18 protein-coding genes and 1 pseudogene are annotated in these 17,532 nt (G+C 39.1%); 16 read left to right on the top strand and 3 right to left on the bottom strand.

Features of this window, described 5'->3' with window-relative positions; all coding sequences use genetic code 11:
• Positions 1-11 precede the first annotated feature (11 nt).
• The 5 genes and pseudogenes from D0Z64_RS04680 (at position 12) to D0Z64_RS04660 (ending at position 5,134) form a co-directional block, all read left to right on the top strand.
• Complete coding sequence (locus D0Z64_RS04680; RefSeq protein ID WP_080881545.1) at positions 12-1,043, top strand: sugar-binding transcriptional regulator; 1,032 nt, start codon at positions 12-14, stop codon at positions 1,041-1,043.
• A gap of 55 nt (positions 1,044-1,098) precedes the next feature.
• Positions 1,099-2,115 (top strand): type I glyceraldehyde-3-phosphate dehydrogenase, encoded by a 1,017-nt coding sequence (gap, locus tag D0Z64_RS04675; RefSeq protein WP_006352183.1) that lies wholly within the window; start codon positions 1,099-1,101, stop codon positions 2,113-2,115.
• A 110-nt stretch (positions 2,116-2,225) separates the two neighbouring features.
• Complete coding sequence (locus D0Z64_RS04670; protein WP_080881544.1) at positions 2,226-3,437, top strand: phosphoglycerate kinase; 1,212 nt, start codon at positions 2,226-2,228, stop codon at positions 3,435-3,437.
• A gap of 17 nt (positions 3,438-3,454) precedes the next feature.
• A complete protein-coding gene (gene tpiA, locus D0Z64_RS04665) occupies positions 3,455-4,210 on the top strand; it encodes a triose-phosphate isomerase (protein WP_080881543.1) in 756 nt (251 codons plus the stop codon).
• A gap of 404 nt (positions 4,211-4,614) precedes the next feature.
• Positions 4,615-5,134: pseudogene (locus tag D0Z64_RS04660) on the top strand (GNAT family N-acetyltransferase).
• Here the strand turns inward: D0Z64_RS04660 and D0Z64_RS04655 are convergent.
• Positions 5,131-5,649, bottom strand: a complete 519-nt coding sequence (locus D0Z64_RS04655; RefSeq protein WP_080881542.1) for an LURP-one-related/scramblase family protein — start codon at positions 5,647-5,649, stop codon at positions 5,131-5,133. The pseudogene D0Z64_RS04660 and the gene D0Z64_RS04655 sit on opposite strands and share 4 nt — an antisense overlap.
• Positions 5,650-5,660: 11 nt before the next feature.
• Positions 5,661-6,524, bottom strand: a complete 864-nt coding sequence (locus tag D0Z64_RS04650; protein WP_080881541.1) for a Cof-type HAD-IIB family hydrolase — start codon at positions 6,522-6,524, stop codon at positions 5,661-5,663.
• Positions 6,525-6,593: 69 nt separating this feature from the next.
• Here D0Z64_RS04650 and D0Z64_RS04645 point away from each other — a divergent pair, with 69 nt between their 5' ends.
• The 3 genes from D0Z64_RS04645 to tsaE are packed head-to-tail and all read left to right on the top strand — an operon-like array spanning position 6,594 to position 8,772.
• Positions 6,594-7,289 (top strand): uracil-DNA glycosylase, encoded by a 696-nt coding sequence (locus tag D0Z64_RS04645; protein ID WP_080881540.1) that lies wholly within the window; start codon positions 6,594-6,596, stop codon positions 7,287-7,289.
• Between the two features lie 18 nt (positions 7,290-7,307).
• A complete protein-coding gene (pta, locus tag D0Z64_RS04640) occupies positions 7,308-8,294 on the top strand; it encodes a phosphate acetyltransferase (protein ID WP_080881539.1) in 987 nt (328 codons plus the stop codon).
• A gap of 1 nt (position 8,295) precedes the next feature.
• Complete coding sequence (gene tsaE, locus D0Z64_RS04635; protein WP_080881538.1) at positions 8,296-8,772, top strand: tRNA (adenosine(37)-N6)-threonylcarbamoyltransferase complex ATPase subunit type 1 TsaE; 477 nt, start codon at positions 8,296-8,298, stop codon at positions 8,770-8,772.
• A gap of 32 nt (positions 8,773-8,804) precedes the next feature.
• Here the strand turns inward: tsaE and D0Z64_RS04630 are convergent, their stop codons facing one another.
• Positions 8,805-9,338 carry a 3'-5' exonuclease gene (locus tag D0Z64_RS04630; RefSeq protein WP_006352174.1) on the bottom strand — a complete coding sequence of 178 codons (534 nt, stop codon included), beginning with the start codon at positions 9,336-9,338 and terminating at the stop codon, positions 8,805-8,807.
• A 95-nt stretch (positions 9,339-9,433) separates the two neighbouring features.
• On the opposite strand from D0Z64_RS04630, the gene murB reads away from it, so the two are divergent.
• From murB to glmM, 8 genes are read left to right on the top strand one after another with little or no spacing between them, the layout of a single operon-like run.
• Positions 9,434-10,327, top strand: coding sequence for a UDP-N-acetylmuramate dehydrogenase (gene murB / locus D0Z64_RS04625; RefSeq protein WP_080881537.1), 894 nt, complete (start codon positions 9,434-9,436; stop codon positions 10,325-10,327).
• 52 nt (positions 10,328-10,379) lie between these two features.
• The gene (locus tag D0Z64_RS04620; protein ID WP_080881536.1) at positions 10,380-11,480 is read left to right on the top strand and encodes an ABC transporter ATP-binding protein; all 1,101 of its coding nucleotides are present in this window, start codon (positions 10,380-10,382) and stop codon (positions 11,478-11,480) included.
• On the top strand, positions 11,473-12,291 hold the full coding sequence (locus D0Z64_RS04615) for an ABC transporter permease (protein ID WP_080881535.1): 819 nt from the start codon (positions 11,473-11,475) through the stop codon (positions 12,289-12,291). The genes D0Z64_RS04620 and D0Z64_RS04615 overlap by 8 nt, the downstream gene beginning before the upstream one ends.
• Positions 12,288-13,100, top strand: coding sequence for an ABC transporter permease (locus tag D0Z64_RS04610; protein WP_080881534.1), 813 nt, complete (start codon positions 12,288-12,290; stop codon positions 13,098-13,100). The genes D0Z64_RS04615 and D0Z64_RS04610 overlap by 4 nt, the downstream gene beginning before the upstream one ends.
• Positions 13,097-14,170, top strand: coding sequence for an ABC transporter substrate-binding protein (locus tag D0Z64_RS04605; RefSeq protein ID WP_080881533.1), 1,074 nt, complete (start codon positions 13,097-13,099; stop codon positions 14,168-14,170). The genes D0Z64_RS04610 and D0Z64_RS04605 overlap by 4 nt, the downstream gene beginning before the upstream one ends.
• Positions 14,171-14,210: 40 nt before the next feature.
• Positions 14,211-15,056: a diadenylate cyclase CdaA gene (gene cdaA / locus D0Z64_RS04600; protein ID WP_006352168.1), complete on the top strand. Its 846-nt coding sequence runs from the start codon at positions 14,211-14,213 to the stop codon at positions 15,054-15,056.
• Positions 15,053-16,024: a CdaR family protein gene (locus tag D0Z64_RS04595; protein ID WP_127345669.1), complete on the top strand. Its 972-nt coding sequence runs from the start codon at positions 15,053-15,055 to the stop codon at positions 16,022-16,024. Before cdaA ends, D0Z64_RS04595 begins: the two co-directional genes overlap by 4 nt.
• Before the next feature lie 26 nt (positions 16,025-16,050).
• Positions 16,051-17,403 (top strand): phosphoglucosamine mutase, encoded by a 1,353-nt coding sequence (gene glmM / locus D0Z64_RS04590; RefSeq protein WP_006352166.1) that lies wholly within the window; start codon positions 16,051-16,053, stop codon positions 17,401-17,403.
• Positions 17,404-17,532: the final 129 nt, after the last annotated feature.

Genomic DNA, 17,532 nt, shown 5'->3' with positions numbered 1-17,532 from the left:
AAGGAGAAGCAATGAACTCGGATTTTTCCTTGCTTGAAGCTCTCGTTCCCGATATCTTAAAAGTATTTCGACAAAGATATCTTGTTCTTGAGCAAATTTCACTAAATGCTCCAATTGGGAGAAGAAATGTCGCTCAGCATTTGGGCTTGTCAGAGCGGAATGTTCGTACCGAGACCGAGTATTTAAAAGAGCTTGGCCTAATTGAAATTAAAAGCTTTGGCATGTTTTTAACAGAGAAGGGCAAGAAGACATTAAGAGATGCAGCACCATTTATTGATCGTTTGTTCAATGCTGGTGAAAACGAAGTGAAACTTGCAAAGAGGTTGGGAATCGACCGGACGATAATAGTTCCGGGAGATGCCGATTTGCAAGATCGTGTTTATCAGGAAATGGGTGAAGCATTGAGTTCAGCACTTGATTTGCTTCTTCCATTAGGGCATTCAATCATTACCGTTTTAGGTGGTCAGGCTTTAGCTAACTCGGCAAAGTATTTGTCTGCAAGTTTAGGCAATAATCGTCAGCTTGAGTTTGTGCCTGGACGAGGAGCGCTAGGCGAGAATGTTGCAACACAAAGCAACACAATCGTCCAAGAGATGGCTGCGCAAACACATGGTACTTATAAAGCTTTGTATTTGCCCGAGCAGGTTTCTGCAGCATCTTATCGCTCATTGATTCGTGAATCATCTATTTCTGATGTGTTGCAAGATATCTCACAAAGCGATGCCGTAATTCATGGTATTGGTTTAGCCCAAGAAATGGCTAAAAGAAGAGGCTATGATTCAATCAAGCTTTCTGAATTGCGTGAGAAAAAAGCGGTCACCGAATGTTTCGGGTGTTTCTTCGATGACCAGGGTAAGATTGTCGACCGCATCACCCAGGTTGGATTGCAGTTTGAGAATCTAAAGAAAATACCTTACATATTTGCCTTTGCTTGTGGCAGCAAGAAAGCTGCTGCGATTAAAGCTTATATGCCAAATGCACCTCGTCAAACCTGGTTGATTACTGATGAGGGTGCCTCAAATATGATTTTAAAGAGGAAGTAATATTCCTGTTTAAAATAAATTGTTGTTTATAGTTCTTAAGGAGGACTTTTAGATTATGACAGTTAAAATTGGTATTAACGGTTTCGGCCGTATCGGTCGTTTAGCATTCCGTCGTATTATGGACTTAGGCGAAAAGACTAAGGACATCGAAGTTGTTGCTATCAACGACTTGACTACTCCAGCAATGTTAGCTTACTTGCTTAAGTACGACACTACTCATGGCACTTTCAACCACGAAGTTTCATCAACTGATGACTCAATCGTTGTTGATGGCAAGAAGTACCGTGTTTACGCAGAACCACAAGCACAAAACATTCCTTGGGTAAAGAACGATGGTGTTGACTTCGTACTTGAATGTACTGGTTTCTACACTAGCAAAGCTAAGTCTCAAGCACACCTTGACGCAGGTGCAAAGCGTGTATTGATCTCAGCTCCAGCCGGCAACGACTTGAAGACTATTGTTTACTCAGTAAACGAAGATACTTTAACTGCTGACGACAAGATTGTTTCAGCTGCTTCATGTACTACTAACTCACTTGCACCAATGGCTAACGCTTTGGACAAGGAATTTGGTATCGAAGTTGCTACTATGACTACTATCCACGCTTACACTGGTACACAAATGACCTTGGATGGTCCTGCACGTAGTGGTAAGGAACAAGATGCTCGTGCAGCTGCCGAAAACATTATTCCACATACTACTGGTTCAGCTAAGGCTATTGGTTTGGTATTGCCAAACTTGAACGGCAAGATGAACGGTCACGCACAACGTGTTCCAGTTCCAGATGGTTCAGAAACTGAATTGGTATCAATCTTGAAGAAGAAGGTTACTGCTGACGAAGTTAACGCAGCTATGAAGAAGTACGAAAGTCCTTCATTTGCTTACAACGCAGACCACATGGTATCAAGCGATGTAATCAACATGACTGCTGGTTCAATCTTTGACCCAACTCAAACTATGGTAACTACTGCAGGTGACAAGCAATTAGTTAAGACTGTTGCTTGGTACGACAACGAATACTCATTCACTTGCCAAATGGTTCGTACTTTGTTACACTTTGCTACTCTTTAATCATTAGTTTAATAATCGATTATAGATAAGCGGTAATTGAGAAGGCGGAGGGAGATTCTTCCTTCCGCCTTTTTTTGAAGAGAAAATAAATTAAGTTCGGAGGAATATTAATGGCTAAATTAATCATTTCTGACCTTGACGTTAAAGGTAAGAAAGTTTTAATGCGTGTTGATTTCAACGTTCCAATTAAGAATGGTGTTATTGGTGATGACAACAGAATTGTTGCTGCTTTGCCAACTATTAAGTACATCATTGAACATGGTGGCAAGGCTATTCTTTTGAGTCACTTGGGCCGTGTAAAGTCTGATGCTGACAAGAAAGAATTGTCATTGAAGCCCGTTGCTAAACGCTTGAGCGAATTGCTTAAGAAGCCTGTAACTTTCGTACCTTCAAACGAAGGCAAGGAAGTTGAAGATGCTATCAACAACATGAAAGATGGCGACGTTGTTGTTCTTGAAAACACTAGATTCCAAGATATCGACAATGACTTCGGCAAACGGGAATCAGGCAACGATCCTAAGCTTGGCGAATACTGGGCAAGCCTTGGTGACATGTTTGTAAACGATGCCTTTGGTACTGCACACAGAAGCCACGCTTCAAACGTTGGTATTGCCACTGCTATGAAGAAAGATGGCAAGCCAGTTGCTGGTGGTTTCTTGATGGAAAAGGAAATCAAATTCTTGGGTAACGCTGTTGCTAACCCAGTACACCCATTCGTAACTATCTTGGGTGGTGCTAAGGTTTCAGACAAGATTGGTGTTATTACTAACTTGATTCCTAAGTCAGACCACATTCTAATCGGCGGTGGTATGGCTTACACCTTCTTAGCAGCTCAAGGCCACAAGATTGGTAAATCATTGTTTGAAAAAGACAAGGTTGACCTTGCTAAGAAGCTTTTGAAAGAAGCTGGCGACAAGATCGTTCTTCCAGTAGACAACGTTGCTGCTACTGAATTTTCTAACGATGCTTCACGTGAAGTTGTTGGTGACGATATTCCTGACAACATGATGGGTCTTGACATCGGTCCTAAGACTGTTGAAAAGTTCAAGGAAATCTTGAAGGATGCTAAGACTGTTGTTTGGAATGGACCAATGGGCGCATTCGAAATGCCAAACTTTGCTAAAGGCACTTTGGAAGTTGGTCGTGCTTTAGCTGACTTAACTGACGCTACTACTATTATCGGTGGTGGTGACTCAACTGCTGCTGCTAAGCAATTAGGTATCGCACCTAAGATTACCCACATTTCAACCGGTGGTGGTGCTTCACTTAACTACCTTGAAGGTAAGGAATTACCTGGTATTGCTTGCATCTCAGATAAGTAAGAAAGGACGATTAATTAATGCGTACACCAATTATTGCTGGTAACTGGAAACTTCACATGAACCCAGAAGAAACTACTGAATTCGTTGAAGCAGTTAAGGACAAGTTGCCAGATCCTGCAAAAGTTGAATCACTTATTTGTGCTCCAGCAGTTGACCTTGATGCTTTGAGAAGAGCAGCTAAGGGTTCAAACTTGCGCATCGGTGCAGAAAACTGCTACTTCGAAGATGAAGGTGCCTTCACCGGTGAAACCTCTCCAAAGGTTTTGAAGGAAATGGGCATGGACTACGTAATTATTGGTCACTCAGAACGTCGTATCTACTTCCACGAAACTGATGAAGACATTAACAAGAAAGCTAAGGCTATTTTTGCTAATGGTTTGAAGCCAATTATTTGCTGTGGCGAATCGCTTGAAACCCGTGAAGCAAACAAGCAAGAAGAATGGGTTGTTAACCAAATCAAGGCTGCTCTTGATGGTTTAACTGCTGACCAAGTTTCTTCACTTGTTATTGCTTATGAACCAATCTGGGCTATTGGTACTGGCAAGACTGCTTCATCTGATCAAGCTGAAGAAATGTGCAAGACTATCCGTGAAACTATCAAGGACTTGTACAATGAAGAAACTGCTGAAAACATTCGTATCCAATACGGTGGTTCTGTAAATCCAGCCAACATTAAGGAATTAATGGCTAAGCCAGATATCGATGGTGGTTTAGTCGGCGGTGCTTCACTTAAGCCTGACTCATACTTAGCTTTGGTAAACTACCAAGACTAATTAAAACTGTCATAAAAAGTCTCTGCAAATGCAGAGGCTTTTTTTATATCTATTAAACAACATATAAATGTTATTATTAGCGATAAGAAAGACTAATAATAAAGCAAATATTAATTCTAAAAATAACTTGCTAATTTAGATCGAAGAAGTATAATGAGAAATGAAAGCAGAACTACACATTAGTTCTACTTTCAAAAGTTCAATCTCTGCCAGTTCCTTATTACTCAAAAAATTATGGCAGATACATCTATATCTATATCACTTTCTTGTAAGGTAGTTATGACAATCAGTCATAGCTGCCTTTTCTTGCATAAAGGATACTTCTTCGTTACCCTTATTATAGTGAGGTGTAAAAACTATGATTTAGAAAAGCTGAAAAATCTGATTTTCCATTTGTTTTCCCGATTTTGCAACGAATTTTTGAGGAAATGGATATGGAAAGCATTAAAAAATTACCTGATCAACTTTTTACGATTTGATGAGACTGGGTTTTATTTCGGAGCATTATCGTTATTCTTATCGTCGCATTTGGGTTGATGCCGATGAAAAGGGCGAGTAGGAGGCATGATTGACATGTATCCTTACTGTGACCAAAAAATTATTAATTTCGTTTTGAAATCAGAATATCCCAAAGCTGGATTGTCCAGCTCAACTGTCATTTTTTCTGACCAAGAGGCCTGGCCGCATGAATGGTATATTGATGCCTTAGCTACTCATCCCGACCATTGGGGTGAAGGTGTAGGCACGCGTTTATTGGATCTAGCCGAAAAAGTAGCAAAAAAGCGGGGTTATCATAAACTGAGCCTAAATGTTGACAAAGAAAACCCTCGTGCTCAAAGTTTATATGAACACAAGGGCTTTAAAACCACTAATTCAATGACTATCGGTGATCGGACTTATGATCACATGATTAAAGAAATTTAGTTAGGCTCAGTTGAAAAACGACCAATCGGTGGGAAAGTTGGTAATCTGAGTGGCGTCACGTGCCACTGAGTAAATAAAACTGAAATTAATAAAATAAACGGAATATCTTCTGGACGTAAAATTTCACAAACCAAATCAACGCCAGAATGTCCGATAATTGTTTTGACACTTGCAACATTTTTAAGTCCTGAGCGAAATGTGTAAGTGCCTTTTTTTATGCTTCCAGTAACTAAATAATTAAGGCGGGTCACGAAGAAAAGGTTGGTTAACTGACTATTGACCTTTTTAACGCTTACCAAAGAGTGATTAACCACATCGATTGAAAAAGACTCAATTAAGCCTGCGCCATCAAAGAATAGGCGACCGATTTCCTGATTTTGAATATTGTATAAGTAAACGGTGTGGTTAGGATTGTCTAGGTTTCCGCGAACAATGTATTGAACTTTGCCATTTGGACCGGTTACAGGAATTTGACCATAGGCTTTTTCTTGGTTTAGGTGCAATAAATACTGCATATTGGTCACCTCTATTTTTTGATAAAAACTTTTAAAATCGCTGCAACGCCATTTTCATTATTCGTCTTTGTTTCTAATTGTGCCAGCTTTTTAATTGCAGGAATCGCGTTTCCCATGGCTACGCCAACGCCAGCCTCACGGATCATGCTCTCATCATTAAGATTGTCGCCAATTGCTGCAATTTCTTCGCGTTTAATAGAACGAGTTTTGGCATAATCTAATAAGGCGATGCCTTTTTGTGCCTGCTTGGCATTAATTTCAATGTTGGCAGAAGAACTGGATGAAATTGCCAAACCACCCATCTTGTTCATTTTATTGATAACATCGCTGAAGGCCTCATGACCACGTGAGTCAAAAGCAATGATCTTCATAATTTCTTCGTCTGAATGAGCAAATAATTCCTTGAAGCTAGAAACTTCAGTCATATTCATAATCGACTTGTTACCAGCTGAGATAGCTACGGCCTGTTTAAAGGTGATACCAGGGTTTAAGTCGACCATCAAATGAGCGATATTTGAGATTCGTGCATCGAGATTTTCGGTATAGACATGTTCAGCAGTTAGAATTTCAAAATAAAAATGCTCTTGATGCAGCAAATTAATAACTTGCATTGCCTTTTCATTTTCGATTGCATGCTTGATAATTAATTCACCATCTGTGTTATAAACCAAAGCTCCATTCAGATTGATAAAGCCGGTATGAATGTGTGCATCTTTGAGCAAAACCTTCGATTCTTTTGGTGCCCGTCCAGTTGCTACCAAAAATTCAATTCCACTTTTTTGAGCTTCATGAATGGCCTCAGCATTCTCCTTAGATACGATCATATCACTGTTAAAGAGAGTACCATCTAAATCACAAGCAACTAATTTAATCATAGCTTCCCTCCATAAATTTCTAGTTTCATGATACCATAAAGGTGACTAGAAAAGAGGTTGGAGCTATTAATGAAAGAGCTAATTGGCAATGATTGGGATCAGGTGCTTGATCCGGTTTTTGCAAGTGAAGAGTATCACCATCTGCATGATTTTCTGAAAGAAGAATATTCTACAAAGAAAGTTTACCCGGATATGTATCACATTTTTACTGCTTTTAAGTTAACGCCTTTTTCAAAAACAAAGGTTGTCATTCTGGGGCAGGATCCTTATCACAATCCGGGACAAGCAAATGGAATGAGCTTTTCAGTCATGCCTGGGACCACTTTACCGCCATCACTAAAAAATATTTATAAAGAACTATATGATGACGTTGGAGCTCGCCCGGTCAATCATGGCTATCTTAAGAAATGGGCAGATCAAGGCGTATTGTTATTGAATGCTGTCTTAACGGTCCCTTACGGTCATGCTAATGGCCATCAGGGCAAAGGCTGGGAAAAAGTTACTGATGCAGCGATTAAAGCATTGAGTCAGCGTGGCAAGGTGGTCTTCATTTTGTGGGGCCGCTTTGCACAAAACAAGATTCCATTAATTGATCAGGATAAGAACTTTGTTATTAAGTCTGCGCACCCAAGTCCTTTTTCTGCAGATCGAGGATTTTTTGGCTCACGACCATTTTCCCGTTGTAATAATGCGTTGAAAGATTTTGGCGAAACGCCAATTGATTGGCAATTGCCAGAAACAGTTAGTCAAGATGATATAGCATAGCGCTAGAGAGGAATAAATATGAGCGTATTTGATTTATTTAAGACTAAAGTTAAAAATGCAGCTAAGAAGCCAAGATTGGTTTTTCCAGAAGGAACTGATTTAAGAGTTTTAAAGGCAGCAACTAAACTAGAAGCAGAGAAGCTGATTGAAGTTACTTTACTTGGAAGAAAGTCAGAAATTGAAAAATTGGCTTCTGATAATAATTTAGATTTAACCGATATTAACATTATTGACCCAGACCAATATGCTGATTTTGAAAAAATGTGTCAAAAATTCATCGAGGTTCGTAAAGGCAAGAACACGCTTGATGATGCACATAAGATGCTTGAAGCAGGTAGCTACTTTGGTACCATGCTAGTTAAAATGGACCTGGCGGATGGAATGGTTTCTGGTGCAGCACATTCAACTGCAGATACGGTTCGTCCAGCTTTGCAAATTGTTAAAACAGCTCCAGGCATGCACCGCGTATCTGGTGTGATGATTATGGAACGTGATGATGAACGCTATATCTTTGCTGATTGTGCGATGAACATTGATCCTGATAGTGATACTTTAGCTGAAATTGGTTATGAAGCAGCTAAAATTGCCAAGATGGCCGAAATTGATCCAAAGGTTGCCTTCTTAAGCTTCTCAAGCAAGGGTTCAGCTAAAGGCGATATGGTTACCAAAGTGCAAGATGCTGTTGCTAAATTTAAAGAAGCACATCCAGATATTCCAGCTGATGGTGAATTGCAATTTGATGCTGCTTTTGTTCCAAGCGTTGGTGAAAGAAAAGCACCTGGTTCAAAAGTTGCTGGTCATGCTAATGTCTTTGTTTTTCCAGAACTTCAATCAGGCAATATCGGTTACAAGATTGCGCAAAGGTTAGGCAAATTCACTGCAGTTGGTCCAATTCTTGAAGGTTTGGCTGCTCCAATCAATGATTTGTCACGTGGTGCAAGCAGTGAAGATGTTTATTACATGGGTATTTTGACCGCCGCTCAAACTTTGGCAAAGGATGAATAGAATGAAACTTGAAGTCAATTCAGCTGATGATATGCAGCGCTTAGGTGCAGTTCTGGCTAATAATGCTCAAGCACATGATTTGCTTCTTCTAAATGGAGATTTAGGAGCAGGAAAAACAACGATGACGCAAGGCTTAGGTCGAGCACTGGGAGTTAGAAGACCGGTTAAAAGCCCCACCTTCACAATTGTGCGTGAGTACCGTGAAGCCAAATTGCCCTTATTTCATATGGATTTTTATCGTTTGGAAAGCGATGACTTGTCATCAATTGATCTTAATGGTTATTTAGCTGAGCCAGGATTAGTAGTAATTGAGTGGCCCCAATTAATCATGAAGGATTTGCCAGATGAATATTTGCAATTAATTATTACCCGGGTCGATAATAGTTGGAATTCAACCAAACGAGTTGTCGACTTCCAGCCTCATGGCAAGCACAATGAAGAATGGGTTAAGGCAGTGCTAGCAGAATATAATCGTTAACAAAAAAGATAGGATCCTAAATCCCATCTTTTTTATATCTGATAAACTAAATTTTTAATTGGCTCATCACCAAATTCTTTATCCTGATTGATCAAGATTTCGGCACAGGCCTCACTGTCGCTTAATGCATTATGATGATGCCAGAGATTAACATTTAAAGCTTCCGAAACCGTATCAAGCTTATGGTCTGGTAAATCTGGTTCGAGCAGTTTGCTGGTCGCCAAAGTATCGATCACCAAATAGTGCGGTTCGCTAATACTATAGCGGGCAAGAGATTGACGCATAACGTTTGTATCAAAGCGTGCGTTATGGGCCGCTACTAACATCCCCGGTTGGTATAAATCTTTTATTTTGGGCCATACCTCTGCCATCGTCGGTGCATCTCGCACATCATCTGCAGTAATTTGATGGACCTCAATGTTACGGGCGTCAAAGGGCATTTGGGGATTAATAACGGTGTAAAAACGATCGACGATCTCATTATTTCTGACCATAACTAAGGCCAGAGAGCAGGCACTTTCTGGATAATGATTCGCGGTTTCAAAGTCCATTGCAATAAAATTCATCTTTTTTCTCCTTTAAAAAGAGTATATCATATGGTGAAGCTAATGCCGGAATGCGGTAAAATATTAGCAGAACAATAGAGAGAGGGGCACTATTAGTGAAACTGCTTGATTTGAAAAAAGAAGGAATTAACCTGCAGGAGAATATTCCACTTAGTCGGTATACTTTTACCAAAACCGGTGGGGATGCGGAGTATTTAGCTTTTCCCAAAAATTTAGATGAACTTAAGCGTCTGGTAAAAGCAGCCAAGGATGAAAACATAGCCCTGACAATTATCGGCAATGCATCTAATTTAATTATTCGCGATGGCGGAATTACTGGTTTGGTCATCATTTTAACTGCAATGAATGAGATTAGCGTCGATGGTAACATTGTTACAGCTTATGCAGGGGCAAAAATCATTGATACGGCTTTTACAGCTGCTAATCACGGCTTGAGCGGAATGGAATTTGCAGCTGGAATTCCCGGTAGCATTGGTGGTGCAATTTTCATGAATGCTGGTGCTTATGGTGGTGAAACGCAAGAAGTAGTTGACCAAGTAACAGTTTTGACCCGTGATGGCGAACTGAAGACCTATTCTAATTCAGAGATGAATTTTTCATATCGTCATTCCAAGGTTCAAGATACAGGCGATATTGTGGTCAAGGCCAGTTTTAAACTTAAAAAGGGCAATAAGAGTCAAATACTTGATGAAATGCATTATTTGAATGCCTTGCGCCGCTTTAAGCAACCACTTGAATATCCGTCTTGCGGCAGCGTCTTCAAACGTCCAAAGGGACATTTTGTAGGACCAATGATTATTAAAGCTGGGCTGCAGGGCAAGCAGATTGGTGGCGCGCAGGATTCAACGAAACATGCTGGTTTCATTGTTAATAAAGGTGGCGCTACAGCAACCGATTATCTTGATTTAATTCATTTGATTCAAAAAGTAATCAAAGAAAAATATAATATCGATCTTCATACTGAGGTAAGAATTATCGGAAATAAATAAAAAATGCAGCTACAGGCTGAAAAAGCTTGTGGCTCTTTTTTAGGTGAGAATAATGAACATAATTGAACTTAAGCATGTAAACAAACGCTATGATAATGGCTTTGTGGCTTTAAAAGATATCAATCTTAAAATTGAATCAGGGAAATTTTATTCGCTGTTGGGTCCTAGTGGTTCAGGAAAATCAACAATTTTGAGAATTATTGCTGGTTTTAGTCAGCCGACTGAAGGAAGGGTCTTTTTTGCAGGCAAAGATATTACAGATATTGATCCAGCTAAGAGACAAATTAATACCGTTTTTCAAAATTATGCGCTTTTTTCACATTTAAATGTTTTTGATAATGTTGCATTTGGACTGAAAATTAAAAAAAGGCCATTGCGCGAAATCAAACCAATTGTCAAAGATGCTTTAAAAATGGTGCGTCTTGAAGGTTACGCCAATCGTGAAATATCTGAACTAAGCGGCGGTCAGCAGCAAAGAGTGGCAATTGCTCGAGCTATTGTGAATGAGCCCAAGGTTTTGCTACTTGATGAATCTTTGTCAGCTCTTGATAAAAGACTTCGTAAGGAAATGCAATTTGAACTGCGTGCTATTCAAAAGAAATTAGGAATTACATTTATTTTTGTTACTCATGATCAGGAAGAAGCCTTATCAATGAGCGACGAGATTTTTGTTCTGAATAATGGTCGCATTGAGCAAAATGGTTCGCCAATCGATATTTATGATGAACCGATCAATGATTTTGTCGCTCGTTTCATCGGCAATTCCAATATCTTGCCTGGCCGTATGATTAAAGATTATGAAGTTGAGTTTGCCAACCAACGCTTTAAATGTGCTGATGCGGGGATGAAGGCCAATGAAAAAGTAGAAATAGTTATTCGTCCAGAGGATTTGGATATCACTAGTCCTGAGAAGGGAAAACTGGTAGTGACGGCTCAAACCCAGCTTTTCCTGGGTGATCACTTCGAGATTAAGGCAGTAGATGCAGATGAAAATGAATGGCTCATTCATTCAACCAATGGCTGCAAGCTTAACCAGCGCATTGGCCTCTATTTTGATCCAGAAGATATTCACGTTATGCGTTTGCATGAGAGTCAAAAAGATTTCAACGCTCGATTAGAGAGCTATGAAGATGAGGAGCACGACAATGACTGATAAAAAGACACGCACGTTGTTTATAGTGCCGTATTTGCTCTGGATTATCTTGTTCGTGATTTTGCCAATGTTGCTCATTTTGTGGTATTCGCTAACTGATAGCAGTCACCACTTTACCTTAAACAATTTTGTCCAGTTCTTTCGCAACGGTATTTTTTTAAGAATGATGCTCAATTCATTTTGGTATGCGTTTTTAATCACTTTAGTGACTCTACTTATTTCATATCCGGCTGCTTATTTTTTAACCAGGGTTAAAAACAGCCAAATCTGGCTGCTGCTAATTATCCTGCCTACCTGGATCAACTTGCTTTTAAAGACATATGCTTTTATTGGAATTTTCAGCAATGGTGGTTTGTTTAATCAATTTCTGCATTTATTTGGTATTGGGCCAGTAAACTTTTTGTTTACAGATTTTGCTTTTATTTTTGTAGCTACCTATATTGAAATTCCGTTCATGATTCTGCCAATCTATAGTGCGATCAAAGATATCAACCCGGCTGTTGTTCAAGCCTCTGAAGATTTAGGAGCAAGCAGATGGCAAACGTTCAAATATATTTTGTGGCCTTTGTCATGGCCTGGCGTTGAAAGTGGTATTCAAGCAATTTTTATTCCATCTCTTTCACTCTTTATGCTGACAAGATTAATCGGCGGAAATCGCGTGATTACGTTAGGGACCGCAATTGAAGAGTATTTTATGACGACTATGAATTGGAATATGGGTGCAACTATTGGAGTAGTATTAATTTTCTTAATGGTTGTAGTGATGCTTATTACGGGTAGAAAAAGACGGAGAAAGAAGGTAAATTTATGAAAAGCAAACACTTTGTGGCCAAGTTTTATCTGATTTTTGTACTGGTTGTTTTATATGTGCCTATTTTTTATTTAATTTACTTTTCTTTTTCCAGTGGTCGAAATATGAACAAGTTTGAACATTTCACGTGGATGCACTACCAAACTTTGTTTCAGGATAACCGTCTGCTAGCTATTTTTTTGGAAACGATTTTGTTGGCTTTGTTGTCTAGTTTGATTGCTACGATTGTTGGCACGCTAGGAGCAATTGCAATTGCCGGTTTGCGGAAAAAATGGCAGCAGAAGACTTTGCTGGCTTTAAACAATGTCTTGATAGTTTCACCAGATGTAATCATTGGTGCCAGTTTTCTGATTTTCTTTACCGCCTTGGGAATAGGATTAAATTTCGGTTCAGTTTTACTCAGTCATATTGCCTTCTCGATTCCGATCGTAGTTTTAATGGTTTTGCCGCGACTGAAAGAACTAGATTACTCACTAATCGACGCTGCTCGAGATTTAGGTGCAAACAACTACCAAGTTTTCAGCAATGTCATGATTCCGGCATTGATGCCAGGAATTTTTGCGGGGATGTTCATGGCTCTAACTTATTCGCTGGATGATTTTGGGGTGACATTCTTTGTTACGGGCAACGGTTTTTCAACCCTATCTGTTGAAATTTATTCGCGGGCTCGTCAAGGAATAGATTTGGAAATAAACGCGTTAAGCACGGTAATGTTTTTATTTGTTTTGCTTTTGGTAGGAATTTATTACTTCATCACTACTAGAAAAGGTCGCAAAGGACGCAAAATGGTGGGAGGACTGATTAAATGAAGAAGATTATTTGGTCAATCATCTGTGTTCTGCTGGCTTGTGCAGGCTTAGGCTATTTATCTTATCGTCTTCAAAAGCCAAGCGTTGAAGCGAAAAAAAAAAATCTGATCATTTATAATTGGGGTGATTACCTTGATCCCAATTTGATTACGAAATTTGAAAAACAGACGGGTTATCATGTTGTCTATGAGACTTTTGATTCAAATGAAGCAATGTATACTAAGATCAAGCAAGGCGGAACTGCTTATGATATTACTGTTCCTTCGGATTATATGGTTTCGAAGATGAAGAAAGCCCATCTGCTGGATAAAATTGACCGCAATAAGATTCCTAATCTTAAATATATTGGTACTAGTTTTTTAAAGAAATCATTTGATCCCAATAATGATTATTCAATTCCGTATTTCTGGGGGACGCTTGGGATTGTTTATAATGATAAATACATCAAGAAGGGGTCAATTACTTCTTGGAACGATCTTTGGCGCAAAAAATACCGTCGGCAGATATTGCTCGTTGATTCGGCCAGAGATGCAATGGGGCTTTCATTAGCCTCAATGGGTTATTCAATGAACAGCACGAATAATCTGAAATTAAAGCTGGCCCAGACTAAGCTGAATGGGTTAGGAAATAACATCAAGGCAATTATTGCTGATGAAATGAAAATGTATATGATTCAAAATGAAGCAGCGATTGGGGTAACCTGGTCAGGCGAAGCTCATGAAATGATGGAGAGCAATTCGCACTTGCACTATGTTATTCCTAAACCAGCATCCAACCTTTGGTTTGACAATCTGGTTATTCCCAAAACGGCTAAAAACAAGAAGGCCGCCTATGAATTTATTAATTTCATGCTTGAACCCGAAAACGCTGCTCAAAATGCTAAATACATTGGTTATGCAACGCCAAACACTGCGGCGCAAAAATTATTGCCAAAAAAAACAAGAAACGACCGTCAATTTTATCCTTCTGCTAAAACCTTAAGTCATTTGCAAGTCTATCAAGATTTAGGCAACAAAGTAACGCAGGAATATAATGATTTATTCCTGGAATTTAAAATGTATGCACGCTAATTTTAGTTATAATTAAAAGTGTGAAAAGAAAGGAGCAGCAATGAACAATTTCAACATAGCTGATCTATGGACTTGGAATAATTTTTCAATTGCCCTGGATGTGCTAATCATCTGGTATCTTGTATACCGCTTAATTATGCTGATTAGAGGTACCAAAGCGGTTCAATTAGCCAAAGGGATTGTGTTAATCTTTATTATCAGAATCATCGCTGGCTTTTTAAACTTGCGTGCTCTGACCTATATTGTTGATCAGATTGTATCTTGGGCAGTTGTTGGAATTATTGTTATTTTCCAGCCCGAAATTCGGCGTGGTCTTGAAAATTTAGGCCGTATGCCGATGTTCAATGGCAGAGAAAATAGTGCTCATGATCGGTCCGTACGTTTAGTACAAGAACTAGATAAAGCCATTCAATACATGTCTAAAAGAAGAATTGGTGCATTGATTACGATTCAACAAGAGACCGGTCTTGAGGACTATATTGAAACGGGAATTAAGTTGGATGCCGACGTAACGGGCGAATTGTTAATCAACATCTTTATTCCAAATACTCCGCTTCATGATGGTGCCGTAATTATCAACAATAATCGAATTGCTGTTGCTGCTGCTTATCTGCCTTTGTCAGACAGCAACATGATTCCTAAACGTTTGGGTACCCGTCACCGTGCCGCCGTCGGAATTTCTGAAGTAACGGATGCTATTACAATCGTTGTTTCTGAAGAGACCGGTGGAGTAACGATTACAAGAAATGGTCGTTTCCTTTTAGATTTAACCAGAGACGAATATCTGAAATATTTGAATGCTGAATTAGTGCCAAAAGAAGAAAAAAAGCGCAAATGGTATCAAAAACTTTTGGATAAAATTTGGAAATGGGGTGCCGATCGATGAAGAATTTTTGGAATAAACCATGGTTTATTCGCATTGTTTCTTTATTGCTGGCTGTATTAATCGTTATTTATATTGATTCCACCCAAACTGGTTTTTTAACTCAGGGCGAAAGCAGCAAAACAAGACAGACGGCAACCGAGACGCAAACGATCAAAGTTCCATTGCAGGTATTAGTTGATACTGATAAGTATTATGTTGTGGGCTATCCCGAAAAAGTTAAAGTTACTCTTGAAGGTTCAAATGCTTTGGTGACTTCAACCGTTAATACGCAAAATTTCCGTGCGTACATTGATTTAACCAAGAAAAAAGTTGGTGTACATACTGTTAAGGTTCAAATCACTGGCTTGAATAAGCAGCTGTCGTATTCGATTAATCCCAAAACTATAAAAGTTAATATTCAAAGGCGAAAATCTACCACCATGCCAGTGCGAATAGAGTATAATAAAAATGCTGTGGCCGCCGGTTATCATGTTGGCAAGACGAGTGTCAGTCCAAGTCAAGTCGAAGTAACCGGTGCTAAAGGAGAGGTAAATCAGATTGACCAGATAGTTGCCAAGGTTACTTTGCCGAATAATATTAATCACAATTATGAGCGGGAGGTAATGCTAGTTGCTGAAGATAAAAAGGGTCGCCAATTGAATGTCATCATTCAGCCAGCCACTGCGCGGGTCTCGATCCCAATTTCGATTGCTAAGAAAACCGTTAAGTTGAGTCTGAGTTCAAAGAATGAAGAAAGCAATCGGGTATATTCAGTTACTGCTAAGCAAAACAACATTGTTTTGTACGGAAATGAATCTGTTTTGAAGAAGTTGAGTAAAATCAAATTAATTGTCAATTTGAAAAATATTACTTCTTCAACCAGCAAAACATATCAGATAAAATTACCGAAGGGTGTAGTTAGAGCAGAGCCAAGTTCTGTTCAAATTCAAATAAAAGTTAAAGAGACAAGTAGTTCAAAGCAAAATTAAAATACTTGGGAGAGGTTGTTTTTTAAATGTTGAAATATTTTGGAACAGATGGTGTACGTGGTGTTGCTAATCAAAGCTTAACTCCAGAAATGGCTTTTAAGCTTGGCCGTGATGGTGGCTATGTTTTGACTAAAGAAAAAGAAGATGGCAAGCAAGCTCGCGTTCTTGTTTCTCGTGATACACGTATTTCTGGTCAAATGCTTGAATACGCACTGATTTCTGGTTTGCTTTCTGTCGGAATTGAAGTTTTGGAAGTTGGTGTCATTACTACCCCAGGACTTTCTTACTTGGTTCGTGCACAAGGTGCAGATGCAGGTGTTCAAATTTCTGCTTCACATAACCCAGTAGAAGACAATGGGATTAAGTTCTTTGGTAGCGATGGTTTAAAGCTTTCAGATGCAATGGAAGAAGATATCGAGAAATTAATCGATGCTAAGGAAGATACTTTACCTCGTCCATCTGCTAAAGGCTTAGGGACTGTTACTGATTTCCACGAAGGCAGCAGCAAGTACTTACAATTTATTGAAAATACTATTCCTGAAGACTTGGGTGGTATCAAAGTTGTAATCGACGGTGCCAATGGTGCTTCAAGTGCTTTGATTTCTAGATTGTTTGCTGATTGTGGCGTTGATTTTACTACCATTGCTACTCATCCAGATGGGTTAAACATTAATGATCATGTTGGTGCAACCCATACTGAAAAGCTTCAAAAAGAAGTCGTTAAACAAGGTGCACAACTTGGTTTAGCCTTTGATGGTGATGCCGACCGTTGTATTGCTGTTGATGAAAATGGTAATGAAGTTGACGGTGACCACATTATGTACGTAATCGGTACCTACTTAGCTGAACATGGACGTTTAAAGAAGGATACCATTGTTACTACTGTTATGAGTAACTTAGGCTTTACCAAGGCTCTTGAAAGAAAGGGCTTGAAGAATGTCCGTACTCAAGTTGGTGACCGCTATGTTTCAGAAGAAATGCGTGCCCATGGTTATAACCTTGGTGGTGAACAATCAGGTCACGTTATTATGAGCGATTATCATAATACTGGTGATGGTATGTTAACTGGTCTTCATTTAATGTTAGTCATGAAGAAGACAGGCAAGTCACTTTCCGAATTGTTAACTGACTTTAAAGAATATCCACAACAATTGATCAATGTTCCAGTGAAGGATAAGAAGACTTGGAAGGAACACCAACCAATTTTGGATGCAATCGCTGAAGTAGAAAAGAACTTGAATGGCGAAGGCAGAATTTTTGTAAGACCTTCAGGTACTCAAGCTTTGCTTAGAGTAATGACTGAAGCTCCAACTCAAGAATTAGCTGATAAGTATTGTCAACAAGTTGCTGACGTGGTTAAGAGCGAAATGGGTGCTTAACCAGTTGAGTGACAACAAGAAGAGAAACCTAGAGAAATCTGGGTTTCTTTTTTATATAAAGAATATACCAATTTTAAAATAATATCCTTGACCAATTTTATAAAAAGGGCTATTATTGCATCTGTAACA

The sequence above is a fragment of the Lactobacillus amylolyticus genome (assembly GCF_003999355.1).
Lineage (GTDB): Bacteria > Bacillota > Bacilli > Lactobacillales > Lactobacillaceae > Lactobacillus > Lactobacillus amylolyticus.
The sequence above is the reverse complement of the archived record's forward strand: the minus strand, read 5'-3'. Positions and strand labels throughout refer to the sequence as shown.